Here is a 24,875-nt window from a genome sequence, read left to right on the forward strand (position 1 = left end):
TGCTTACATCATTTACTGCCGTTTTCATCTGTTCAGCCCTTGGGAATCGGTCTATTTTTAAATCACAGGAAACAGGAAGTTTCCCCATAAAAATAATGATAAAAGTAAAAACACATGGATACACAGTAGTAAACAGGATGTTTATTACCCGAACCAATACCGGAAAGCCCTGTCAGGATGATGGGGCTTTCTTTTTATTTTTAAAATCAGTTCAGAGATTCAGATATGCCCTGAATCCCCTGGATGAATAATAGGATTCTGCTCCATTGTGATATGTAAATACCCGACCGTATCGAAGATCACAAAAAATTGCCCCACCCTGCCTACGGATGTCTTCAGGCGTGCAGACCCAGCTTGAACTTTTTAAATCAAATGGAAATACACGTTGCAGATCATGATAAATATCTTCTGTAAGCAGATTCACACCCATTTCAACTGCCCGACCGACGACATGATGTTCAGGTGGGTTTGCTTTACGGCTTTTTAAAGCCTCCACATCATAGCAGTGGCTTCGACGTCCTTTCGGAGATTCTGTACAGCAGTCATAAAAAGTTAAGTTCTGCGCAGAATTGAACACAACTAAATCAGGTTCACCACCCGTGCGTTCCATTTCATTTAATGACCACAGTTTTTCAGGCAGATGCTGTAACTGTTCTTTCAGTTCACTCCAACGGATATCAGGATGACGGAACATATTCTTTTCAAATCTGTTTTTCAGTATATCCAGCAGTTGCTGTTCAGTTTGTGCAGACAGTTTTTTCATTTTCAGCTGTTCTTCATTTTTTTATTACTGTATCACAGCATTTTCATATCTGATCGCTGTACGCTATGGCTTACACAGTGTGACGTATTTTGCATATTTTCATAAACCATTCTGAACGCTATTCTACAGTCATAGGGAACAGGAACTTCCCCGGACATAAAACAACTATAAATGGTCTGTACATCAGGAACGTGAAGTAAGACAGGAGTCATACTTAGCAAACCGATATGAAAGAAACCCCTGTCAGGATGACAGGGGTTTTTTTTATTTACTGCTTTTTCAGATAGTCAACAACATCGCTATGACCTGCCATTTCTGCAAGCTCAAGGGCTGTGTATTGTATTTTATGCTCTACGTCAGCACCTTTGCTGATAAGCAGCTTCACCACGTCCAGATAACCATTTTCTGCAGCAGCATGCAGTGCGCTATAGCCTTCCTCATCAGCCGAGTTCACATCTGTGCCACTGGCTAAAGATTTTTCAACTTCTGCAAGTTCACCAAGCGCTGACCAGTAAACAAGTTCAGGAAGATGAAGTTCTTCATCATCTTCAGGAATTGGGGAGAATGAGTTGAATTTCATAAATTTACCTGATTGATTGAAGTCTTTAACTGTGTGCAGAGTAATTCTAACGCTTTTTTTGATTTTTCGCTCAACTCATCATGACGTTCAAGCTCTTCCAGATAAGGGCTGTATTTCCACAATGCAAAATCAATGAATCGAAAATTATCCTGATTGATATAAAAACAGCATGCATCTACAGATTCGATGTTCAACGAACTCAGCTTTTCAGAAATAGCCAATAATATCGGCTGTACAGCAATCTTCTGAGTTTGGGATAACGCGTTAAATTTGATATCAGTACCGAATTGTTCCTTCTTAATTTTTTCAATTATAAATCCTGCATCCTGAATATAAGCAGTTTCATCAATTAAAGCAGGATTATAAGAACCGTAAAAATGTGGAATGTATCGACTCAGCACTTTATCTTCATGAAGAATCTGATAGGCTTTCATTTCAGTAAAACACACTGCCTTTAAAATCAGTTCGCGATCTTTACAAGGGGTATATTCCATTCCCTCAAACATTTTATTATCTCTTTTAAATGCCTTTAAAACCTTTTTTCCATCATCAATCTCTATAATTTCAGAGAATGCTCCACGACCAATTATTTTATATTTCATCTTCATCGCAGTATAAATATTCAGATTTTTCTCATTGTATAAAAAAAGCCCTCACAATGCTGAGGGCTTTTTTTATTTAAAATTTATGCTTTTGCAGCCGAAGCTTCTTTAATATCAATTTTATCGCTGTCATTGTCATGAACAATCAATGCAACCGCTATCGCAGTAATCAGTACAGGTAAACCGACTGCCATAAAGTTGAAGTGTGCAGGTAAATTCATACCCAGTAAACCACCAATCAGAATCGGTCCTACAATTGCACCCATACGACCGATTGCCGAAGACCAGCCGATCCCTGTCGAACGTACTGCCAGTGGATAAAACTGCGCCACGTAGCTATATAACAGCATCTGTGAACCGATTGATGCCGCACCAGCCAGGAATACAAGGATATACAGCAGGAACTGATTGGACTGAAAGCCCATCAGACTCATCACAAGCGCACCCATCATACCTAAGACCATCAATACTGGTTTCAGGTGGAAACGGTCAGCCAGAATACCACCACCGACAATTCCGACCACAGCACCGACATTCATCACCATCATGAACATTAAGCTGTTATCCATAGAATAACCCGCTGCCATCATCAGTTTCGGCAACCAGCTGCTTAAAGCATACATAGTCAGCAAACAGGTAAAGAATGCCAGCCAGAACAGCAGTGTATTTCCCGCACGTCCTCGGCGAAACAGGCTCACTACATTGGCAGCTTCAGGAATATTTTCCTGAGGTATGCTGAACACAGTTTCATCTGTCACTTTTGCATCTGGTGCAAGCTGTCTCACAATACTGCGAGCTTTTTCCTGTTTATTTTCTTTCACAATAAAAGCCAGAGATTCAGGCAGAAACTTCCAAATCACAGGTAAAAGAAATAATGGAATACCCGCAATAAAGAACATGATCTGCCAACCAAAGTCCGGCGTAAACCATGAACCCAGTAAAGCTGCCATCACGCCACCAACCGCATAACCACTGAACATGGTTGTGACCAGTGTACTACGCATTTTCTGAGGGGCGTATTCAGAGGTTAATGCCACCAGGTTTGGCATCACTCCACCAATTCCTAAACCTGCAAGAAAGCGCAAAACAGCAAACTCTGTGGGATTGGATGCAAAACCACCCGCAAAAGTTAAACCACTGAATAATACAATACAGATCATAATGACTTTTTTTCGACCAATTTTATCGGCCAGAGAGCCAAAAAACATGGCTCCAAACATCATGCCTGCCAAAGCAGTACTCGCAAGCATACCTGCCTGCATTGCTGATAGCCCCCAATCCTGCATCAACAGTGGTAAAACCACACCATTAATTGCCAGATCGTAGCCATCAAACAAAATAATCAATAAACACCAAGCCACTACATTGAAGTGAAACGAGGTAAATTTTGCCTTATCAACGACAGAATTTATATTCAGATTTTCCGTTGTCATCGTTCTCATCTCCCATGAGTACTTGTCCAAATTTTCACATGAATTTTTAAGCAAAATTCAACGATGGCGAAATATACGCAGGTCGTGTTTCATGGGCAATTAGACGAAAGAATAAGATGGATAAACCAGAGTTTAATAGTGGTAATCACATGATTTTATATACTTTATTTACATTTATATTTTCTCAGATGATGAGTTTTATCATCTTTTTTAAATTCAAAATTTCACCTTACTTTTATGTATATTTGCAATTTTTCTAAACATTTATTTTTAAATTAATACAGGAACTCTACACAAATAAATCCGATGGTCTTCAGATGACACGTCTAAAATAGCCTTTACTTTTCTTTTCATTCCGGCAATAAAAAACACCCTCAATCAAATGATTGAGGGTGTTTAGGAATAATGAGCTGGCGATGACTTACTCTCACATGGGTAACCCCACACTACCATCAGCGCAAAGAGGTTTCACTTCTGAGTTCGGGAAGGGATCAGGTGGTTCACTCTTGCTATTGTCGCCAGCACAACTGTTTATGGATACTTGCTTTGGTCTTATTTAGATGCCAATGCTTTTTCCAAATGAGTTATTAACAGCTCTATCTGAGTTGGAACATTGTCATACTGTTGCGATTCTGAATCAAGTCATTCTGATGAATATCGAATCAACTGAGCTTCATACAACAACTGTTTGGGTGTTGTATAGTCAAGCCTCACGAGCAATTAGTACTGGTCAGCTTCACACGTCACCGTGCTTCCACATCCAGCCTATCAACGTCGTAGTCTTCAACGGCTCTTTAGAGGACATAAAGTCCTAGGGAAATCTTATCTTGAGGTAGGCTTCCCGCTTAGATGCTTTCAGCGGTTATCCCTTCCGAACATAGCTACCCGGCGATGCGACTGGCGTCACAACCGGTACACCAGAGGTTCGTCCACTCTGGTCCTCTCGTACTAGGAGCAGATCCTCTCAAATTTCCAGCGCCCACGGTAGATAGGGACCGAACTGTCTCACGACGTTCTAAACCCAGCTCGCGTACCTCTTTAAATGGCGAACAGCCATACCCTTGGGACCTGCTTCAGCCCCAGGATGAGATGAGCCGACATCGAGGTGCCAAACACCGCCGTCGATATGAACTCTTGGGCGGTATCAGCCTGTTATCCCCAGAGTACCTTTTATCCGTTGAGCGATGGCCCTTCCATACAGAACCACCGGATCACTAAGACCTACTTTCGTACCTGCTCGACTTGTGGGTCTCGCAGTTAAGCGCGCTTTTGCCTTTATACTCTACGCGTGATTTCCGACCACGCTGAGCGCACCTTCGTACTCCTCCGTTACTCTTTAGGAGGAGACCGCCCCAGTCAAACTACCCACCAGACATGGTCCTCGTCCCGGATAACGGGACAGAGTTAGAACCTCAATATTACCAGGGTGGTATTTCAAGGATGGCTCCATAGCAACTGGCGTCACTACTTCAAAGCCTCCCACCTATCCTACACAGGTAAGATCAAAGTTCAATGTCAAGCTGCAGTAAAGGTTCACGGGGTCTTTCCGTCTAGCCGCGGGTACACCGCATCTTCACGGCGAATTCGATTTCACTGAGCCTCTGCTGGAGACAGCGCCCCCATCATTATGCCATTCGTGCAGGTCGGAACTTACCCGACAAGGAATTTCGCTACCTTAGGACCGTTATAGTTACGGCCGCCGTTTACTGGGGCTTCGATCAAGAGCTTCGCTTACGCTAACCCCATCAATTAACCTTCCAGCACCGGGCAGGCATCACACCCTATACGTCCACTTTCGTGTTTGCAGAGTGCTATGTTTTTAATAAACAGTTGCAGGGGCCTGGTTTCTGTGGCTGCTGGCCGCTCAGGGAGTAAATCCCATCACCGCCGGCAGCGTACCTTCTCCCGAAGTTACGGTACCATTTTGCCTAGTTCCTTCAGCAGAGTTCTCTCAAGCGCTTTGGTCTACTCGACCTGACCACCTGTGTCGGTTTCGGGTACGATTCCTGTGTAACTGAAGCTTAGAGACTTTTCCTGGAAGTATGGTATCAGCCACTTCACTGTACAAGTACAGCTTGCTATCAGATCTCAGCATAGAGTACCCCGGATTTGCCTAAGATACATGCCTACATCCTTCCACCTGGACAACCAACGCCAGGCTGACTTAACCTTCTCCGTCCTCTCATCGCATTACACACAAGTACTGGAATATTAACCAGTTTCCCATCGACTACGCCTCTCGGCCTCGCCTTAGGGGTCGACTCACCCAGCCCCGATTAACGTTGGACTGGAACCCTTGGTCTTTCAGCGAACGGGTTTTTCACCCGTTTTGTCGTTACTCACGTCAGCATTCGCACTTCTGATACCTCCAGCAGACTTCTCAATCCACCTTCATCGGCTTACAGAACGCTCCCCTACCACTTGCAATAAATTGCAAATCCGCAGCTTCGGCATATAGTTTTAGCCCCGTTACATCTTCCGCGCAGGCCGACTCGACTAGTGAGCTATTACGCTTTCTTTAAAGGGTGGCTGCTTCTAAGCCAACCTCCTAGCTGTCTATGCCTTCCCACATCGTTTCCCACTTAACTATAATTTTGGGGCCTTAGCTGGCGGTCTGGATTGTTTTCCTCTTGACTACGGACGTTAGCACCCGCAGTCTGTCTCCCGGATAGTACTCATTGGTATTCGGAGTTTGCATCGGTTTGGTAAGTCGGGATGACCCCCTAGCCGAAACAGTGCTCTACCCCCAATGGTATTCGTCCGAGGCGCTACCTAAATAGCTTTCGGGGAGAACCAGCTATCACCGAGTTTGATTAGCCTTTCACCCCTATCCACAAGTCATCCCCTGGCTTTTCAACGACAGTGGGTTCGGTCCTCCAGTTAGTGTTACCCAACCTTCAACCTGCTCATGGATAGATCACCCGGTTTCGGGTCTACACCCAGCAACTGAACGCCCTATTAAGACTCGGTTTCCCTACGGCTCCCCTATACGGTTAACCTTGCTACTGAATGTAAGTCGCTGACCCATTATACAAAAGGTACGCAGTCACCGAACAAGTCGGCTCCCACTGCTTGTATGCATGCGGTTTCAGGATCTGTTTCACTCCCCTCACAGGGGTTCTTTTCGCCTTTCCCTCACGGTACTGGTTCACTATCGGTCAGTCAGGAGTATTTAGCCTTGGAGGATGGTCCCCCCATATTCAGACAAGGTTTCACGTGCCTCGCCCTACTCGACATCATCATATAAGCCCTTTCGCGTACAGGACTATCACCTACTATGGTTGCACTTCCCAGAGCATTCCACTAAAGCTTATATGACTTAATGGGCTGTTCCCCGTTCGCTCGCCGCTACTGAGGGAATCTCAATTGATTTCTTTTCCTAAGGGTACTGAGATGTTTCACTTCCCCTCGTTCGCCTCGCAACACTATGTATTCATGTTACGATACCTGCCTTATAGCAGGTGGGTTTCCCCATTCAGAAATCTCCGGATCAAAGGATATTTGCCGCCTCCCCGGAGCTTATCGCAGGCTATTACGTCTTTCATCGCCTCTGACTGCCAAGGCATCCACCACATGCACTTAATTACTTGACTATACAACCCCAAACAGTCGTTCATCCCTACAAGTAGGATGAGCAACAGATCGCGACGATTTCTCATCACTCTCATACAGTTGGCGTCTGTGAAATTAATCACTGTACAGCTTCAATTAGATTCATATACCAAAACGCTTGATTCAGTTTAATCGCTAGTTTCTCATTTCTTGTAGTTGCCTACTTGAAACGAGTATGAACAATTTATTTCAACTCAAATATATGCTGTTAATGATTAACTACCGCCTCGTCAGCAGGTAGCAAACTGTGATAAATCACAGAACTTAATAAACTGAAATCAGATGATGTCATATTCACTAAATTCTATAATTCAGAACTTCACTTAATGTGATGGTGGAGACTAGGAGAGTCGAACTCCTGACCTCCTGCGTGCAAAGCAGGCGCTCTACCAACTAAGCTAAGTCCCCAGTTAAGATCCCGATATATCTGTTTCTGTGCTGATTCGTCAGAATGGTGGGTCTGACAAGACTTGAACTTGTGACCCCACGCTTATCAAGCGTGTGCTCTAACCAACTGAGCTACAGACCCTCAGATACATCAATGAAGAACAACTTGTTGTGGATTCTTACCAATCGTCAATCTTTCGTTAAGGAGGTGATCCAGCCGCAGGTTCCCCTACGGCTACCTTGTTACGACTTCACCCCAGTCGTCGGCCACACCGTGGTAAGCGTCCTCCTTACGGTTAGACTACCTACTTCTGGTGCAACAAACTCCCATGGTGTGACGGGCGGTGTGTACAAGGCCCGGGAACGTATTCACCGCGGCATTCTGATCCGCGATTACTAGCGATTCCGACTTCATGGAGTCGAGTTGCAGACTCCAATCCGGACTACGATCGGCTTTTTGAGATTAGCATCCTATCGCTAGGTAGCAACCCTTTGTACCGACCATTGTAGCACGTGTGTAGCCCTGGTCGTAAGGGCCATGATGACTTGACGTCGTCCCCGCCTTCCTCCAGTTTGTCACTGGCAGTATCCTTAAAGTTCCCACCCGAAGTGCTGGCAAATAAGGAAAAGGGTTGCGCTCGTTGCGGGACTTAACCCAACATCTCACGACACGAGCTGACGACAGCCATGCAGCACCTGTATGTAAGTTCCCGAAGGCACCAATCCATCTCTGGAAAGTTCTTACTATGTCAAGACCAGGTAAGGTTCTTCGCGTTGCATCGAATTAAACCACATGCTCCACCGCTTGTGCGGGCCCCCGTCAATTCATTTGAGTTTTAGTCTTGCGACCGTACTCCCCAGGCGGTCTACTTATCGCGTTAGCTGCGCCACTAAAGCCTCAAAGGCCCCAACGGCTAGTAGACATCGTTTACGGCATGGACTACCAGGGTATCTAATCCTGTTTGCTCCCCATGCTTTCGTACCTCAGCGTCAGTATTAGGCCAGATGGCTGCCTTCGCCATCGGTATTCCTCCAGATCTCTACGCATTTCACCGCTACACCTGGAATTCTACCATCCTCTCCCATACTCTAGCTTCCCAGTATCGAATGCAATTCCTAAGTTAAGCTCAGGGATTTCACATCCGACTTAAAAAGCCGCCTACGTACGCTTTACGCCCAGTAAATCCGATTAACGCTCGCACCCTCTGTATTACCGCGGCTGCTGGCACAGAGTTAGCCGGTGCTTATTCTGCGAGTAACGTCCACTATCCCTGGGTATTAACCAGAGTAGCCTCCTCCTCGCTTAAAGTGCTTTACAACCAAAAGGCCTTCTTCACACACGCGGCATGGCTGGATCAGGGTTCCCCCCATTGTCCAATATTCCCCACTGCTGCCTCCCGTAGGAGTCTGGGCCGTGTCTCAGTCCCAGTGTGGCGGATCATCCTCTCAGACCCGCTACAGATCGTCGCCTTGGTAGGCCTTTACCCCACCAACTAGCTAATCCGACTTAGGCTCATCTATTAGCGCAAGGTCTAATGATCCCCTGCTTTCCCCCGTAGGGCGTATGCGGTATTAGCATTCCTTTCGGAATGTTGTCCCCCACTAATAGGCAGATTCCTAAGCATTACTCACCCGTCCGCCGCTAAGATCAGTAGCAAGCTACATCTCTCCGCTCGACTTGCATGTGTTAAGCCTGCCGCCAGCGTTCAATCTGAGCCATGATCAAACTCTTCAGTTTAATACTTGCTAGCACCTTAAAGGGTGCCAATCTTGGCTCATCAATTTTCTGACAAATTCTCTCAAATAAACTTCGAGTAATTTAAACCATCAATCAATGAAAATAATTTCGATCGATCAATCAGTAAAAATCCACACAAGTTGTTCTTCATATTCTCTTAATGAATTATTTATCACCTCGTCAGTGATAAATAAAACGCAATGAACATTTAACAACTTAACCCTCTAAGCTAAGTTCGTTTGCTGTATCGCGTTGGGATGAGCTCATTATAGGACAATTTCTTACACGTGCAAGTGCTTTTAACTGATTGTTTTATTGAGTGTTGTATTTTTATACGTTAAACTTCTTTCAAAACACTGAAAAATGCATTTAACTGCTTGATAATGGTGCAAAAATATAACATCTTATAAATCTGCACCAAAAACTGACTTTATTTGGACGCTGCTGCTGTTTTGACCTGCACACCCAGTATTTTCACGCTTTGCTTTGGAACATTCTGGTGCATTCCATAGTTTCCTGTAGGAACAGCCGTAATTTTATCAACAACATTCATGCCTTTAGTCACTTTACCAAATACTGCATAGCCTGCATTCATTGGACTTCTGTTCAAAAAGGCATTGTCTGCAACATTAATGAAGAACTGACTGGTTGCTGAGTCAGGATTGTTGGTCCGTGCCATAGCCAGAGTGCCACGGGTATTTTTAAGACCGTTGGATGATTCATTTTTAATTGCAGCCTGAGTTTGCTTTTCGCTCATATCTGCATTGAAACCACCACCCTGGATCATGAAACCCGGAATGACGCGATGAAAAAGCGTATCGGTATAAAAGCCCGCTTTTACATAGTTTTCAAAGTTTTTTGCTGAAACGGGTGCCTGATCATTGAAAAGCTCAATTTCAATATTTCCCAGGGAGGTTTTCATTTCCACCACGGTATTGGCAGCCATCAGGCTGAAACTTGTAGTCATTGCACAAACGGCAAATAATGTCTGCTTTAACATATCCTTACTCTGTATCGCTCAATGCGCATAGATTATCGCATAAGAATCATACAATATATTCACTGAGCTGTCTTTGCTTCACTATGAGAATAAAATGAATAAAAATTTACTTGATCCTGTTGTGACTCATCCACCGCCATGGCATCTGAGTGGCGATGCTTTTATTATGAATTACTGGCTGAGCCCTGCTTTAACCAAAGCATCAGCCCATTTTGGAATTGCTCCGTCTTATCTGGGCAAAATGGTTCAGGTTATGCTGGTGCGCTATGAAACATCACCTGTCGGTCCCTATGATGAACTGCTGTTACTTGACCACAGCATTAAATATGGTGGCAGTCTTTCCTTTATTCCTAAAATATATGTATCTACCGAGGTCTCGGTTCAGCATGGTCAGGTACTTTGGGGTATCCCAAAGGAACTGGCTCATTTTGAATGGCTGGAACGTGAAAATACCTGCTATTGTCAGATTCAGTTCGGCGAACAGATTATGTCCATTAAATTGATGAAAAAACCAGCCACTCAGACAGCATCGGTCAGCAGTAAATATCTGCCTGATCTGATCCTCAAAATCAAACAGCATGATCAGGGTCGGACGTTCAGTTTTGCACCCCAGTTTTCGGGTGCATTAAAACCTATGCAATCTATAGAGTGGATCAATACTCAGGACATCTTTCCTGATTTTTCTAAAGCGACTGCACTGAAAAGCTTTTATATTCCTGAATTTCAGCTGATCTTTCCTGAAGCTCAGATCGAACAAGCATAAAAAAGGCGTTTCGAATGGAAACGCCTTAATCTGCCCGTATTTAACGCTGTCGGTCCCAGAATTTTCGGAAATTCTTACTGATTTCGATTGTGATTTTTTTTGCCCGTCGGGAAACTGGAGTCAGATTGAGGAATCCATGAGTCTGATCACTGTATTCCTGATACTCCACTTTATTGCCCTGATGTCTGAGCTTATGTGCATAGATTTCGCCTTCATCATGCAGCAGGTCATGCCCTGCAGTCACCACAAACGCAGGAGGCTGTCTTTTCAGATTGCCATAAGTAGGTGAAATCATGGGATCATCCAGCTGAATATCATGCTGAGTGGCATAATAGTCTGTCACATAATCCACATCTGCCCCCGTCAGTACCAGTCCATCTTTATAAGCATAAAATGACGGGTGACGGCTTTTAAAATCCACCACAGGATAAATCAGGAACTGAGCTTCGGGTGCATACACTTTGTTTGCACTGCGCTGTGCCACTACTGCACTGATGTTGCCACCTGCACTGTCACCTGCCACAGCAATTCTGTTTTTCAGAATTTTAAACTGTCTGCGGTTCTGATAAACCCAGGCCAGTGCATCTTCACAGGTCTGAATCAGTTGTTTAGGGCTGGCTTCGGGTGCCAGTGGATAATCAATACTTAATACCTGTGCGCCTGCATGTACTGCAATCAGACGGCATGCTTCATCATGACTGTCCATTCCGCCAACCACAAAACCGCCCCCATGATAGAACACAATCATCGGCAGCTTTTTATGCGGCGCAGGATGATAATGACGGGCGAAAATGGTTCCGCTGTGTAAAGGCAAACGTAGATCTTCAATCCGCTTAACAGGTGTTGCCTGGGCACGGATCGACTGCATCTGCTGATCAAACACTTTTCGGGAATGGGCAGGATCGTCTCCAATAAAACCGATTTTCCCCTGCTTGATCTGCGCTGCCATCATGCATTTTATAAAAGGATCAAGGTCTGGATAATGATATGGATATCCCAGTGCCTTACTTAATGTTTCCTGAGCAATGCCAGGCAAACGGTCCAGCGTCCGTGCAGCTGCACCCTGTCCCTTTTCCATCATTTTTTGAATTTTAGTGTTGAAAGCAACCATGGCGAGTCTTTCCTTATCTGTATTCTTCATATTTCCTACATGATCAGCATTCATGTGACCATATTGTTATATAAGACATGTCATCTGCATACACAGCTGAAACTACAATACGCTAATCTTCTTTTAACTGCTTGTCATTGACAATTTTCACGATAATAACAGGGTCGTTTTGCTACTCTGTTCAGATAAAGGATAAAGGTTATGGCTAAAAAACTGATTCTGCTTTCCATAGCCACAACATTTCTGGCTGTAGGCTGTGTCGCTTTTCCAGAAGATGGTGGCTATTACAATGGTCAATATGACAATCGTTATGACCGTCGCTATGATCGTGACTACGATAACCGTTATGACCACAATCACAACCGTCAGCGCTGGGAATATCAACAGCGTCAGCAAAGAATTGAGCTTGAACGCAGACAGCGGGAACATGACCGCAGACAATGGGAACAGAAACGTCAGCAGGAAGCTCAGTGGGATCAGCGCAGACAGGAAGCTGACCGGAAGAACCGGGAAGAACTGCGTAAAAAAGCTGAAGAACAACGTCAGAAACGCGCTGAATGGGATCGGAAAAAATCTGAACAACAGCGTGAACGCATACAGAACCAGCGCCAGAAATATGCTGAACAACGTAAACAGCAGCAGGAAAACCGTCAGCAAAGATGGTCTGACCGCCACAAAGACTGATATTCCAGCTGAGCTTTTAAACACAGAACCCTGTAATTTTTTACAGGGTTTTTTCTTTGATGGATACCTTACTTTAAATACAGGCAGATTCAGCAGTCCGTCCACCTGAACTGTGCTGAGCAGAAAATGTTCTGCCCCAAAACATTCGCCATGTACTGCATGATTACTGAAGGCATCCAGCTCAGTATATGGCGACTGTTCTTATACAGATGAGTATGAATTATTGAACCACCGGTGCTTCTTCAACAGACTCAGACTGAACCGGAGCAGACTGTTCTGATGGATCTGCCTGTGTTACTGCACCCGACTGATCCACTGTATCCACTGCTGACACACTGCCTGGCTGAGCCCCACCTGAGTTTGCAGCAGTTTCAGGTGTCTGCGCACTTTGTGGAGCCTGAGCCGTTTCCGCAGATGAACATCCCACAGCAGCGAGTGATGCACCCAAAATAATTAAAGAGAATAAACCTGATTTTTTCATAACTTTTTCCTGAGTTATTGAGTAATAAACGCCAAAGTCCTGCTTTGACCGAGCCATCATGACCCAACATTCCCAGGGCTGCCCGCATAAATCGTTAAGGTTTTATCCCTCTGAGTTGTGCTTATGCAATTTTTTATTAATTCCACAGCAATCTTTTTTCAGCACAGAATACAGCGAACAAAACAATAAAATGTCCATTTTATTATCAAGATACAGCTTAATCAGACTTTTAAGATATTCAGATAATATGTCTGTCAGATCTGAGCATGACAGCAGAAGACTCCAGTAAAGCCAGCCTAAACTTACACTTCACCGGGGTTTTAAACATAAAACCGTATTTTGAATAAAAAAAAGCCCATCCAGGGATGGATGGGCGTTGAAAACACAATTCAGAAAGACAAAAAAGAAACTACAGCGATATAGAATCTGAATATGAGTTTAGATAAATCCGTAACCGTTGTAAAAGACGATAAAACAATCAATTTATTGCTTTTAAGTATAATTATTATACATATTTGATTTATTTTGATTATTTTTCATACCTACAAGGCAGTTACACCCCGACTTCCTGTACCATCCAGTAAAAAATTCGGTCTCTCAGACTGAAGTGGAAATAAACAGATCAGGTACCGCAACTTTAGTGCAATCATTCACAGCTTCAGTATTTCTTCCATTTTCATTAAATTTTGTCCCTCAGACATCTTGAATTTTTAAGGCTTGCCCCGACCTCTTACAGTAATCATGAATTCAATAACGCATGGCAGTTCAGATTAACCCAGTTAACACTGACGCCTTAAGGGACTGTACATGTTTAAGAACCCATTTAAACGGAGTAAATCAATGGCAACTGAGCAAAATCAAGACGCTCAAGATTTAGAGCAAGAGCAAGCAGAACAGCAGACTCAAGCTGAAACCGAGCAGGCTGAAGTTTCAGTTGAAGATTTACAGGCACAGATCAGACAGTTTGAAGAAAGCCTGAAACTTGAGAAAGCACGTACGGCAAATGCAGTGTATGAAGCTCAGAAAAGCGTGGAACGTATCCAGCGTGAATCTGAAAAGCATAAAGACACTGTGCTTGAAAAATTTGCCAAGGAACTGCTCGACTCAGTGGATAACCTGGAACGGGCAATTGCAGCGGCAGGCGAAGAAAAATCCGGATTATCCGAAGGTGTGGAACTGACACTGAAATCTCTGCTGACCACTCTGGAAAAATTTGGCGTGGTTGTGGTGGATACTGCACATGGTTTCAATGCAGATCTGCATCAGGCAGTCGGTATTGACCCAAATGCCAAAGCCAATGAGATTGGTACTGTGCTGCAGAAAGGTTATGCCCTGAATGGTCGCTTACTGCGTCCAGCAATGGTTATGGTTGGCGCATAAGCCTTATATATCAGGGAGTCCGTAAAAAATTTTCATCAATTTTACTTGAAAAATTCAGAACGGCTCTCATATCGGATTACAAGAAAATGTCTTTTGCATTCCCCCGCTGATATCGGGAAAGCAAAAGGATTCAAAAGAATTTAGAGGAATATGTTAATGGCTAAAATTATCGGTATTGACTTAGGTACAACAAACTCATGTGTTGCAGTACTTGAAGGCGATAAAGTTAAAGTAATCGAAAACGCTGAAGGTGCTCGTACAACTCCATCGATTGTTGCGTACAAAGATGGTGAAATCCTGGTTGGTCAGTCTGCGAAACGTCAGGCAGTAACCAACCCTAAAAACACTCTGTATGCAATCAAACGTCTGATCGGTCGTAAATACCAGGATCAGGCAGTACAGAAAGACATCGGTATTGCACCATTCAAAATCGTGAAAGCGGACAATGGCGATGCATGGGTTGAAGTAAACGACAAGAAACTTGCTCCACAACAGGTTTCAGCTGAAATTCTGAAAAAGATGAAAAAGACAGCTGAAGACTATCTGGGTGAAACAGTAACAGAAGCCGTCATTACTGTTCCTGCATACTTCAACGATGCTCAGCGTCAGGCAACTAAAGATGCAGGTAAAATTGCAGGTTTAGAAGTTAAACGTATCATCAACGAACCAACGGCTGCTGCACTTGCGTTCGGTATGGACAAAAAAGAAGGCGACCGTAAAGTTGCTGTATATGACCTTGGTGGTGGTACTTTTGACGTATCAATCATTGAAATTGCTGACTTAGATGGCGACCAGCAGATCGAAGTATTGTCTACCAACGGTGATACATTCCTTGGTGGTGAAGACTTTGATAATGCATTGATCGACTATTTAGTTGAAGAGTTCAAAAAAGAACAGAACTTCAACCTGAAACAGGATCCACTTGCACTTCAACGTTTAAAAGAAGCAGCTGAAAAAGCGAAAATTGAGCTTTCTTCATCTAATTCAACTGAAATTAACCTGCCGTATATCACGGCTGATGCAACTGGTCCTAAACACTTAGTGATCAATGTAACTCGTGCAAAACTTGAAGGTCTTGTTGCTGACCTGGTTGCTCGTACGATTGAGCCTTGTAAAATTGCGCTTAAAGATGCCGGTCTTTCAACAAGCGACATCTCTGACGTAATCCTGGTAGGTGGTCAGTCACGTATGCCAATGGTTCAACAGAAAGTTCAGGAGTTCTTCGGTAAAGAACCTCGTAAAGACGTAAACCCTGATGAAGCAGTTGCAATTGGTGCTGCGATTCAAGGTGCGGTACTTTCAGGTGACAAAACTGACGTACTTTTACTTGACGTTACTCCGTTGACGCTTGGTATCGAAACTATGGGTGGCGTGTTAACTGCGATCATCGAGAAAAACACCACGATTCCTGCGAAGAAATCTCAGGTGTTCTCGACTGCTGCTGACAACCAGCCTGCTGTAGACATTTCTGTGTTCCAGGGTGAACGTAAAATGGCTCAGCAAAACAAATTACTGGGTAACTTCCAGTTAGGTGACATCCCACCTGCTCCACGTGGTGTGCCACAGATTGAAGTATCTTTCGACATCAACGCTGATGGTATCTTAAAAGTATCTGCGAAAGATAAGAGCACTGGTAAAGAGCAATCTATCCAGATTAAAGCAAACTCTGGTTTGTCTGATGCTGAAATCGAAGCAATGATCAAAGATGCTGAAGCGAATGCTGAAGAAGACCGTAAGTTCGAAGAGCTGGCAAAAGCACGTAACGAAGCGGATGCACTCGTTTCTTCTGCTCAAAAAGCAGTGAAAGATCTGGGCGACCAGGTGACTGCTGATGAGAAAACTGCAATTGATACAGCGGTATCTGAGCTTGAAGTGACTGCTAAAGAAAATGATGTTGATGCGATCAAAGCAAAAACTGAAGCTTTACAGAACATCATCATACCTATCACTCAACGTGCGTATGAAGCTGCTCAAGGTCAAGGCGGAGCTGAAGGTTTCGATCCTAGCCAGTTCGGTGGTGATGCTGGTCAACAACAGCAAAAAGCGGACGATGGCGTTGTAGATGCTGAGTTCACTGAAGTTAAAGATGACAAAAAATAATTTGTCGCCTTAACTCAACTCGAAAGAGTTAACAAAAAACCGCGCGAAAGCGCGGTTTTTTTTATGCTATAAAATCTGTAACAATGAATACAATAAAGCAATTAAAATGAAAAACTCCTCTGCCATTTCCCCAACTATGTATTACAGCCTGATCATTGCCCCATTTTATTTCCATTTATAGCGGCCATCATTGATATGTTCAGCTCTGCACCTGAGCTCGAAGCCCTTGATAAAACCCTGTACAGAGACCCGCAGAACTGGGAAGCCGTAATTGTTATTCCCCTGTTCATCGCCCTGATAGCAATCTCCATTGGACTTTTCAGAAAAAAAGAATGGGCACGTAAAGCCTATATCTACACCTTTTTTCCTACGTTTCTGATTTACTTCATGCCTTATATGCACTGGATTTATATGAGTAGTTATGCAGCGATTTTTAATGATCTTGCCTTTGTCTGCTCAGGAATTCTGCTGATGATTCTGGTGACACCATCACTCTATCAACCGCTGTTCCAGGAATAAGCCATGATTAAAATCATACTACTGACCATTGTACTGTTTGTTTTTTTCGAGCTGACCTGTCATGGTTTTGCGATCTTTGTACGTCGAATTTTAGATAAAACGGTTGTGCAGGATCATCGTAAACCGCTTCATTTACAATTTATCCAACAGACTTTTTATCGCCTCATGCTGATCATGAGCATTGCATTGCATTGATGAATCATGCCTATACAGAAATGGCTTTCTTTGAACAAAGTGACATGTTACGTTTCACGTGGAGCACAGTCGTTATCCTTCTTATTTTATTGATATTATGGTGGATCAATGCCTTAATTATCCGTCAGGTGCTCCTGACTGAGCAGCAGATCTGTCAGCAATCGGTCACTGCGACATTTAAACAGAAGATCAGTTATATCATGTTGCATCCACGTGAGTTTAAAGATAACTATATCAATACCATATACTTAGAAAAGTCCAAATGGATGAATAAATTGCTGAGTGTTCTTGCCTTTATTTTACTGTTTATGGATCTACAGTTACTGTTCAATATTACGTATTCATAACGTATTTTTACATGCCCAAAGCACCTTCAAGATGCACACCTGTCGTATGACCTAAGACAGTAAACAATCCTATATTGAATAAAAACAGTCCGATAAAAACCGCAGGGATCATCAATAATCGCTGGCGTTTACTCAAACTTTTGCGTAATTGAATACGATATTCAGAAACTGGTGCTTTGGGAACTGTCACCACACGCTCAATCGTATTGGTCATTGTCTGATCAAACTTACTTAATGATGAACCATCACGAACTTCGAGCACATAATTTCCTGCATCCAGCTCACAAAAATAAACCAGTCGCGATGCGCGGGTAAAACCTGTTTTGGTGACATTGCCATAACTACGGGAAAGTTTTACAGGCTGATGGTGATCGGTGTTTATAATCTGAGGTGTACTGAATGCCATCGCCAATTTTTTCAACATGGGTCCATCTTCCCAGATGGCAAAACCACCTTTTTCAATCACACGGAATGTTTTAAACTGCTCATTCAGGGGTAAATCGACCACAATACGGGTACGGAACATGATGTACAGACACTTGAACAGAAAGCCCCAGCAAGCGAGCCCTGCCAGCAACATTAACGATCCTGAAATCAGATAGAAATTCATACTCTTTTTTTTTATGAAGTGTGAATCATCTTAAAACAGAAAATTTTTCTGTTCCGTTGATATTCTGAAAACATCTTAAGGATGCTTAAAAAGCAACCTTTTTTCTATATTTTGAATACAGCACTGTTCTGTCATCAATAAATCAGTTAAATTATTCATAATAAAAAATCTTTTTAATTCATGCTCATGCGCTACCTGTTAATAATAATATTTATACTGCCCATCTGTTATCTGACCATTCAGCGTGCCAAACACCCACAGCTGAATTTCAATTCAGTCAGTGATCACCTGACCCACCCTTTTGACTCACGCTTACGATTTAAAATTGCAGAAGTGGACTCACGTTTTGGGCTGACTCAGCAACAGGTCATTCAGTTAAGTGAAGAAGCCATTCAAATCTGGCACCAGGGTACAGGACGTGAGTATTTTGTTTATGATCCCAACGCTCAGCTGAGTATCCGGCTCATTTATGATGACCGCCAGGAAAATTTCAATGCAATGAAGCAGACTGAAAAAAAACTGACTGAACAATTGCAGCATACTGAACGTGATTCTGAAAATATCAGCAGTGCACAGCAGAATCTGGATCATCTGCAAAACAGTATCAAACAGCGCAGATACCAGCTTGATTATGAATTTGAACAACTGCAGAAAGAACAGAATGCTCTAAGAGAGCAACATAATGCCTCCACTAAAAGCCAACAGCAGCTGATCCAGAAAAGATGGCGTCTGGAAGAACAGAAAAACCAGCTACAACAGGATATTGATTATTTTAACCGTAAAAGTCAGGGCTTAAATTCTCAGGTCCATCTGCACAATAAAAATGCGGATCAACTGAGAGAAGATGCCATGCAGGCCTTGCGACGCTTTCCGCCACGTGAGTTTCATAAAGGTATTTTCATGGGAGATCAGATTCAGATCTATCAGTTTGATACCGAAGATGATCTTCGACTGACACTGGCTCATGAACTCGGACATGCACTCGGGATAGAACACCATGCAGACCCTCAAGCCCTGATGTACCCGATGCTGGAACAACAGGATCTGAAAAATTTCAGACTTAAATCAGCGGATATTGATCTTTTAAACCGCAGATAAGCATCACAATATTATTCCATATTTTATTTATGGATTTAAAAGTATTTGTTCATCACGATGCAGGATTTTCATGCTATTGTAAATACTGAACTTTGAAAGGAGAAGGCTGTGAGTTTCTATCATATTATTCTGGAAATTAATGATCATATCAGTACGATAGAACAGACCCGTGATATTGAAATTTTTGATATTACTGATATCCAACCTTATCTCCATGCTGTTTTATTGCCTTACTTTAATGAACAGATCATTGAACTTGAAGAAGATAATATTGAGTTTAAAGATATTCTGCATCTGTCAATCAAACAGACTCTGCTGCCAATTGAACACCTGATTGAAGAAGAACAGCGCCTGTTACCCAGCGACACTGACGTAACCATTACAGCTTACGAGATTTTCAACAACCGTGATCTGAGCCAGGATGTCACCTCCGTTATTTTTGATATTTTAGAAGCAATAAAACTGGACTGATCACGCCTCAGAACCCATATAAGTACGGGATCCACACTGGACTCCGGTGATAAAAAAATCCTCATACATTTATGAGGATTTTTTGTGTAAAAGAAAAGCTGACGTTGTCATAGAGTGAATGACAGAACGTTTGAACAAACAAGATAGATTACTGCATCATCAGTTTGGCATTTTCATTTCTGAACGCCTTTAAAATCTGCTGCCCTGCCCGACCTGTTGGATTCAGTCCCAGTTTATTCTGTTCCTGCTGAATCGCCTGACGGGTTTTATCTCCAATCAAACCATCTGCATCACCAATGTCATAGCCTTTTTTCAATAAATAGTTTTGAATTTCACGACGCTCGGCACGGGATGTTCCCGCATCATCAGTAGGCCACGGTGTTACAAAATTGCCTTTACCTTGCAGTCGATCAGATAAATGAGCAATTGCCAAAGCATAACTTTCAGCAGCGTTATAGGCATAAATTGCATCAAAGTTTTTAAAGACTAAAAATGCAGGACCATTTGCCCCTGCTGGCATCATCAGACCTGCCTGTGAACTTTCAGATAAATTACCCTGAATGACCGGTGTGCCATCCACACGGGTAAAACCACGATTTACCCATGAACTTAAAGATTTTTTATTACGACGACTTTCGCCACTCACTGAAGCACTATCAGGAATTTTGACTTCAAAACCCCACGGCATGCCTGTCTGCCATCCACGTTTTTTCAGGAAGTTTGCTGTTGAAGCCAAAGCATCGGAAGTACTCGAAACCAGATCACGGCGACCATCACCATCAAAATCCACCGCTAACTCTTCATAAGTCGATGGCATAAATTGGGTATGACCAAACGCCCCTGCCCATGAACCTTTCAGCTGTTCTTCACGTAAATCACCACGCTGCAAAATACGCATGGTGGCAAAGAATTCTCCACGGAAATAATTTTGACGACGCCCTTCACAACTTAATGTACCCAATGCCTGAAGCAATGGATATTTACCAGAAATATCACCAAAATTACTTTCCACGCCCCACACAGCGACCACAGTTTCAGCAGGTACACCATAAGCAGCTGCAACACGGTTGAGCACATCACGATGTTGCACTAACATTTGACGCCCTTTTTCTACACGTTCATCATCAACCAGACCTGAGAGATAATCCCAGATCGGGGTAGAAAATTCAGGCTGATAATCGAGTTTGCTGATCACTGAATAATCAGGTGTTAAATTTTGCGTATAACGATCATAGGTTGAACCACTCACACCTGAAGAAATTGCCTGTGAGCGTAACCTTGCCAGACAACCCTGGAAGCCATTCTGAGGTGCGAAACCCGTGGAAGATGCCATTGAAGGCGTTAAAACTGCAGGCTGACCATTAATCACCAGTTCAGCATGAGTCTGAGATATAAGAACAAAAAGAGAAGCACACAACAAAGACAAACGAGACATAGTTATCCACAATCGGGTTATGAATTTAAATTATGCGGATACCATAACACTCTGACTTCAAAATGACAGAAGCAAAACGTAAAGTTTAAATTCATTTGTATATTTTGAATTCATTACACCCTTGAGAACACATTTAAATTTAAAACCAGTTATCCACAAAAAAACGGATCTAATTTTTAAATTCAAATCCTCTCGCAGATCTTTAAATTCAAACCAGATAACTTCTCACCAGAAATCTCCATTTAAATCCAGAGCGATCAAAAAAACATTAAGTAGCTCTTTTTATAATTAATTTTTTATTCACAGCCTGTGCGTAAAATCTTATCCACAGCCATTGTTTTAAATTCAAATAAAGTATTTTTATAAATTTAAAGTTTTAAATTCATAAGCCATAAACCAACTCTCTCGAACAAACTGGGGATAACTTCACTACTCTTAACAGTGGAGTTTTTAAATTCAAATCCTGAAAATGATTTTAAATTCATATTTGAATTTAAATTATTCACCCTTTTCCGAGTTTTCTCTGAATTTTTTATATCAATTGTTGTTTTTATATGCAATTTAATCTGTGTAAATATCGACAATTATCACTGATCATTACGGATAAAATCAGGGACGCCATCATACATAAATCATGAGCATAAAAAAGCGGTCAATAGGCTGACCGCTTTCTTTGCATGCAATATTACATTTAGATGCTCATATCTTCGCTTAATGCCAATGGATTCGGTAGAATCTTCGCCAGTTGACGGCATAAAGTCGTCAATTCAGCACTGTCATTCGGCATTAAAGTAATATGACCGATCTTACGACCTTCACGCTCAGTTTTGTTGTAAAGGTGCATGTGCGCGCCTTTGAGTGCCAAAACATCTTCAGATTTTGGATATTGACCAATGATATTCACCATCACGGTTGGGCGAACCACTTCAGTTGAACCGAGAGGTAAACCTGCAACTGCACGGATGTGATTTTCAAACTGCGAACAGATTGCACCTTCAATCGACCAATGCCCTGAGTTATGTACACGTGGTGCCATCTCATTGGCATATAAGCCTTTTTCCGTTACAAACAATTCAAGTGTCAGTACACCCACATAGTTTAAATGATTCAATAAACGCGTGATGTAGTCCTGTGCCACAGGTTGTAAATCTGTGCTGTTTGGCGCAGGTACAATCGAGTGTGACAAGATACCATTGTGATGATGATTTTCAGCCAAAGGCCAGGTTTTCACATCACCATCAATACCACGTACTGCAATGATCGACACTTCACGTGAGAAAGTCACAAAACTTTCCGCAATCAATTCACCCGCAGGGCCAAGTTCCGCCCAAGCCTGATCAATTTGATCTGCCGTACGCAACACAAACTGACCTTTGCCATCATAACCACCACGAGAGGTTTTCAGGACAATCGGTAAGCCAAGTTGTTCAACCGCTGATTTTAATTCATCAAGCGATGTCACCGCTTTATACGGCGCAACAGGGATCGCAAGCGCATCAAACAGTGCTTTTTCAGACAAGCGATGTTGTGCAATCGCCAAAGCCTGACGTGGCGGATGCAAATCTTTTTGTTTAGTCAAAACATCGACATCGATCAATGGTGTATTTTCAAACTCAAGGCTGAATACATCTGCGCTGGCAATAAAATCTTGCAAGCCATTTTCCGCTTTGGTTGAAAATACCTGACCTAATGCAGCAGATGGACAATCCTGGCTGGCTTCAAAAAAGGTGCATTGAATATTTAACGGTAGCGCAGCTTGCGCCATCATACGGCCGAGTTGACCACCACCAAAAATTCCGATGGTTTTATTCATAACCTGTGTCCCGTTTTAGCTTGGCTTGACTGATAAAATATAAATCTAGCTTATTTACAGCGCGATGTCTTACATTTGACCTGGAATATTTTTGCTCGCAACTTTATCAGTTTGCGCAGCACGGAATTCAGCAACATTTTTTGCAATGTCTGGACGAGTCAGACCTAAAATCTGCGCTGCCATAATTGCCGCATTGGTTGCACCCGCAGGACCAATCGCCAGTGTACCCACTGCAATACCTGCAGGCATCTGTACGATAGAAAGCAATGAATCCACGCCGTTCAAAATAGAAGATTTAACTGGAACACCGAGTACAGGAAGATCAGTTTTTGCCGCACACATACCCGGTAAATGTGCCGCACCACCTGCACCTGCAATGATCACCTGAATACCACGTTCACGTGCAGTTTCAGCATATTCAAATAAGCGGTCTGGCGTACGATGCGCAGAAACAACTTCGGCTTCAAAAGGGACACCAAGCTGTTTCAGCATACTGGCAGTGTTTTCGAGAGTCGCCCAATCAGATTGAGAACCCATAATAATTCCAACTAAAGGAGCGTCTTGTACAGCGGCCGCATTCATTGCATATATTCCGTAAACGAATGTAAGGAAGTTTAAAAACTGATGATCAGTGTTTAAATGAATATCAAGAAGCTCGCTATTATAGACTGATTTTTCAGCTCAAGAAAATTTTACAGACAGGGCAGAACCATATTTTCGCTATTTTTTCAGAAATTCTGTCCAATACAGCTTACTGGCTTCTAAATACAAAATAGACACAGCCCATCAGACATAAACCTGCCCACACATAATCCAGTTTAAATGGTTGTTTGAACAGTAAAATCATAAATGGCACAAAAACCAGTAAAGTCACCACTTCCTGGGTAATTTTCATCTGCCCCATTGACCAGCCATGTGTTGCCAGTAAACGGGTCGCAGGAATCATAAAACTGTATTCGAGCAGAGCAATGACCCAACTCAGTAAAATGGCTTTCCACAAAGGCGCATCATGCGGTAAAAATTTTAAATGACCATACCATGCCAAGGTCATAAAACAGTTGGAAATAATAAGAAGTAAAAGAGGGAGAGATAAAGCCATAGCAGCCCTGATACTCAATGTTGTTTCTGTGTTTAGTAGACGTTATCATACCTTGGACTTCAACAATTATGAAAAATTCGATGAAAAAAATAATACTCGGAACACTATTAGCGATTTCAGTCAATATAAGTCATGCAATTGAAGTCGATTTAAATAACCATGATGAAGCATTCTCAGATTTGGCTTTTATGTTATCAAACGAAAAAATGAATCCTGTCTACAAACGGGAAAGTCTGGATTCAGAGAAACTGGATTATTCACTGGATAGTTTAAAAATAATTGATAATTATCTCTCAGAAATCAGGAAAACAGGGTTTTCCCAAACATCAGAAGAGCTACAATTCAAAACTATTTTGCGCACAGGTGCTTATGTAGGTGAAACACTGAGAAAAAATGATCAATCAAGAAAATGGCACTGGATTGATCTGGAAATGGCTAAAGAAATAAACCCTGAGTTTTTCAATAATATGCAACCATCCATTGAACTTACAGCAATACTGACCGATGGAGAGACTTTTACATTTCCATTGAATAAAGTTGTCAAATTTTTAAACCATGGAGCAGAAGACAGTCTTTATTTCTATACCATTTCATCCATGCAGCTAAAATAGCCTCTTTCCATCTTTTCAGTTTGTATTTGAGCTGTACAAGAAA

Annotated in this window: 22 protein-coding genes, 2 tRNA genes and 3 rRNA genes; 10 read left to right on the top strand and 17 right to left on the bottom strand. The window is 42.6% G+C overall.

Going from position 1 to position 24,875, the window contains the following annotated elements:
- Positions 1–211 precede the first annotated feature (211 nt).
- The 10 genes from CDG61_RS17175 to CDG61_RS17220 form a co-directional block, all read right to left on the bottom strand.
- Entirely contained in the window at positions 212–763 is a 552-nt protein-coding gene (locus tag CDG61_RS17175) for a DUF4256 domain-containing protein (RefSeq protein ID WP_087551081.1), read from the bottom strand.
- Positions 764–1,031: 268 nt separating this feature from the next.
- Positions 1,032–1,343, bottom strand: a complete 312-nt coding sequence (locus CDG61_RS17180; protein ID WP_087551080.1) for an ankyrin repeat domain-containing protein — start codon at positions 1,341–1,343, stop codon at positions 1,032–1,034.
- A complete protein-coding gene (locus CDG61_RS17185; protein ID WP_087551079.1) occupies positions 1,340–1,945 on the bottom strand; it encodes a hypothetical protein in 606 nt (201 codons plus the stop codon). Before CDG61_RS17185 ends, CDG61_RS17180 begins: the two co-directional genes overlap by 4 nt.
- 83 nt (positions 1,946–2,028) lie before the next feature.
- Positions 2,029–3,378, bottom strand: coding sequence for an aromatic acid/H+ symport family MFS transporter (locus CDG61_RS17190; protein WP_087512897.1), 1,350 nt, complete (start codon positions 3,376–3,378; stop codon positions 2,029–2,031).
- Positions 3,379–3,786: 408 nt separating this feature from the next.
- Positions 3,787–3,901 (bottom strand): 5S ribosomal RNA (gene rrf / locus CDG61_RS17195).
- 176 nt (positions 3,902–4,077) lie between these two features.
- Positions 4,078–6,971 (bottom strand): 23S ribosomal RNA (locus CDG61_RS17200).
- 351 nt (positions 6,972–7,322) lie between these two features.
- Positions 7,323–7,398, bottom strand: a tRNA-Ala gene (locus CDG61_RS17205).
- 44 nt (positions 7,399–7,442) lie between these two features.
- Positions 7,443–7,519 (bottom strand) — tRNA-Ile (locus CDG61_RS17210).
- Between the two features lie 59 nt (positions 7,520–7,578).
- Positions 7,579–9,115, bottom strand: a 16S ribosomal RNA gene (locus CDG61_RS17215).
- Together the 16S, 23S and 5S rRNA genes with 2 tRNA genes alongside form the textbook arrangement of a ribosomal RNA operon.
- Before the next feature lie 430 nt (positions 9,116–9,545).
- Positions 9,546–10,115, bottom strand: a complete 570-nt coding sequence (locus tag CDG61_RS17220; protein WP_087551660.1) for a peptidylprolyl isomerase — start codon at positions 10,113–10,115, stop codon at positions 9,546–9,548.
- Between the two features lie 94 nt (positions 10,116–10,209).
- Between CDG61_RS17220 and CDG61_RS17225 the strand changes: the two genes are divergently transcribed.
- Positions 10,210–10,878 carry an acetoacetate decarboxylase family protein gene (locus tag CDG61_RS17225; protein ID WP_087551659.1) on the top strand — a complete coding sequence of 223 codons (669 nt, stop codon included), beginning with the start codon at positions 10,210–10,212 and terminating at the stop codon, positions 10,876–10,878.
- 40 nt (positions 10,879–10,918) lie between these two features.
- On the opposite strand, the gene CDG61_RS17230 is transcribed toward CDG61_RS17225, so the two are convergent.
- Entirely contained in the window at positions 10,919–11,989 is a 1,071-nt protein-coding gene (locus tag CDG61_RS17230) for an alpha/beta hydrolase (protein ID WP_087551658.1), read from the bottom strand.
- 201 nt (positions 11,990–12,190) lie between these two features.
- On the opposite strand from CDG61_RS17230, the gene CDG61_RS17235 reads away from it, so the two are divergent.
- Positions 12,191–12,673, top strand: a complete 483-nt coding sequence (locus CDG61_RS17235) for a hypothetical protein (RefSeq protein WP_087551657.1) — start codon at positions 12,191–12,193, stop codon at positions 12,671–12,673.
- Between the two features lie 220 nt (positions 12,674–12,893).
- Here CDG61_RS17235 and CDG61_RS17240 read toward each other — a convergent pair whose 3' ends face one another.
- Entirely contained in the window at positions 12,894–13,154 is a 261-nt protein-coding gene (locus CDG61_RS17240; protein WP_087551656.1) for a hypothetical protein, read from the bottom strand.
- Between the two features lie 840 nt (positions 13,155–13,994).
- Here CDG61_RS17240 and grpE point away from each other — a divergent pair.
- From grpE to CDG61_RS17715, 5 genes are all read left to right on the top strand, one after another.
- A complete protein-coding gene (gene grpE / locus CDG61_RS17245; protein WP_087551655.1) occupies positions 13,995–14,534 on the top strand; it encodes a nucleotide exchange factor GrpE in 540 nt (179 codons plus the stop codon).
- Positions 14,535–14,690: 156 nt separating this feature from the next.
- The gene (gene dnaK / locus CDG61_RS17250) at positions 14,691–16,634 is read left to right on the top strand and encodes a molecular chaperone DnaK (RefSeq protein WP_087551654.1); all 1,944 of its coding nucleotides are present in this window, start codon (positions 14,691–14,693) and stop codon (positions 16,632–16,634) included.
- A 195-nt stretch (positions 16,635–16,829) separates the two neighbouring features.
- Entirely contained in the window at positions 16,830–17,153 is a 324-nt protein-coding gene (locus tag CDG61_RS17255) for a hypothetical protein (protein ID WP_228199594.1), read from the top strand.
- Positions 17,154–17,156: 3 nt separating this feature from the next.
- Positions 17,157–17,348 carry a hypothetical protein gene (locus tag CDG61_RS17710; RefSeq protein WP_228199595.1) on the top strand — a complete coding sequence of 64 codons (192 nt, stop codon included), beginning with the start codon at positions 17,157–17,159 and terminating at the stop codon, positions 17,346–17,348.
- The gene (locus tag CDG61_RS17715) at positions 17,348–17,695 is read left to right on the top strand and encodes a hypothetical protein (protein WP_228199596.1); all 348 of its coding nucleotides are present in this window, start codon (positions 17,348–17,350) and stop codon (positions 17,693–17,695) included. The genes CDG61_RS17710 and CDG61_RS17715 overlap by 1 nt, the downstream gene beginning before the upstream one ends.
- Positions 17,696–17,702: 7 nt before the next feature.
- Here CDG61_RS17715 and CDG61_RS17265 read toward each other — a convergent pair whose 3' ends face one another.
- Entirely contained in the window at positions 17,703–18,275 is a 573-nt protein-coding gene (locus CDG61_RS17265; RefSeq protein WP_087551653.1) for a hypothetical protein, read from the bottom strand.
- 216 nt (positions 18,276–18,491) lie between these two features.
- Here CDG61_RS17265 and CDG61_RS17270 point away from each other — a divergent pair, with 216 nt between their 5' ends.
- Positions 18,492–19,403, top strand: a complete 912-nt coding sequence (locus CDG61_RS17270) for a matrixin family metalloprotease (protein ID WP_087551665.1) — start codon at positions 18,492–18,494, stop codon at positions 19,401–19,403.
- Between the two features lie 108 nt (positions 19,404–19,511).
- The gene (locus CDG61_RS17275; protein WP_087513904.1) at positions 19,512–19,874 is read left to right on the top strand and encodes a hypothetical protein; all 363 of its coding nucleotides are present in this window, start codon (positions 19,512–19,514) and stop codon (positions 19,872–19,874) included.
- Positions 19,875–20,022: 148 nt separating this feature from the next.
- Here CDG61_RS17275 and CDG61_RS17280 read toward each other — a convergent pair whose 3' ends face one another.
- The 4 genes from CDG61_RS17280 to CDG61_RS17295 all read right to left on the bottom strand — a co-directional run bounded on the left by CDG61_RS17280 (position 20,023) and on the right by CDG61_RS17295 (position 24,221).
- A complete protein-coding gene (locus CDG61_RS17280) occupies positions 20,023–21,309 on the bottom strand; it encodes a lytic murein transglycosylase (RefSeq protein ID WP_087551652.1) in 1,287 nt (428 codons plus the stop codon).
- A gap of 691 nt (positions 21,310–22,000) precedes the next feature.
- Complete coding sequence (locus CDG61_RS17285) at positions 22,001–23,122, bottom strand: 5-(carboxyamino)imidazole ribonucleotide synthase (protein ID WP_087551651.1); 1,122 nt, start codon at positions 23,120–23,122, stop codon at positions 22,001–22,003.
- A gap of 69 nt (positions 23,123–23,191) precedes the next feature.
- Complete coding sequence (purE, locus tag CDG61_RS17290) at positions 23,192–23,704, bottom strand: 5-(carboxyamino)imidazole ribonucleotide mutase (protein WP_087551650.1); 513 nt, start codon at positions 23,702–23,704, stop codon at positions 23,192–23,194.
- A gap of 169 nt (positions 23,705–23,873) precedes the next feature.
- On the bottom strand, positions 23,874–24,221 hold the full coding sequence (locus CDG61_RS17295) for a DMT family protein (protein WP_087513907.1): 348 nt from the start codon (positions 24,219–24,221) through the stop codon (positions 23,874–23,876).
- An 80-nt stretch (positions 24,222–24,301) separates the two neighbouring features.
- On the opposite strand from CDG61_RS17295, the gene CDG61_RS17300 reads away from it, so the two are divergent.
- Positions 24,302–24,832 (top strand): hypothetical protein, encoded by a 531-nt coding sequence (locus CDG61_RS17300; protein ID WP_087551649.1) that lies wholly within the window; start codon positions 24,302–24,304, stop codon positions 24,830–24,832.
- Positions 24,833–24,875 lie beyond the last annotated feature (43 nt).

The organism is Acinetobacter sp. WCHAc010052 (assembly GCF_002165295.2).
GTDB classification, from domain to species: Bacteria; Pseudomonadota; Gammaproteobacteria; order Pseudomonadales; family Moraxellaceae; genus Acinetobacter; species Acinetobacter chinensis.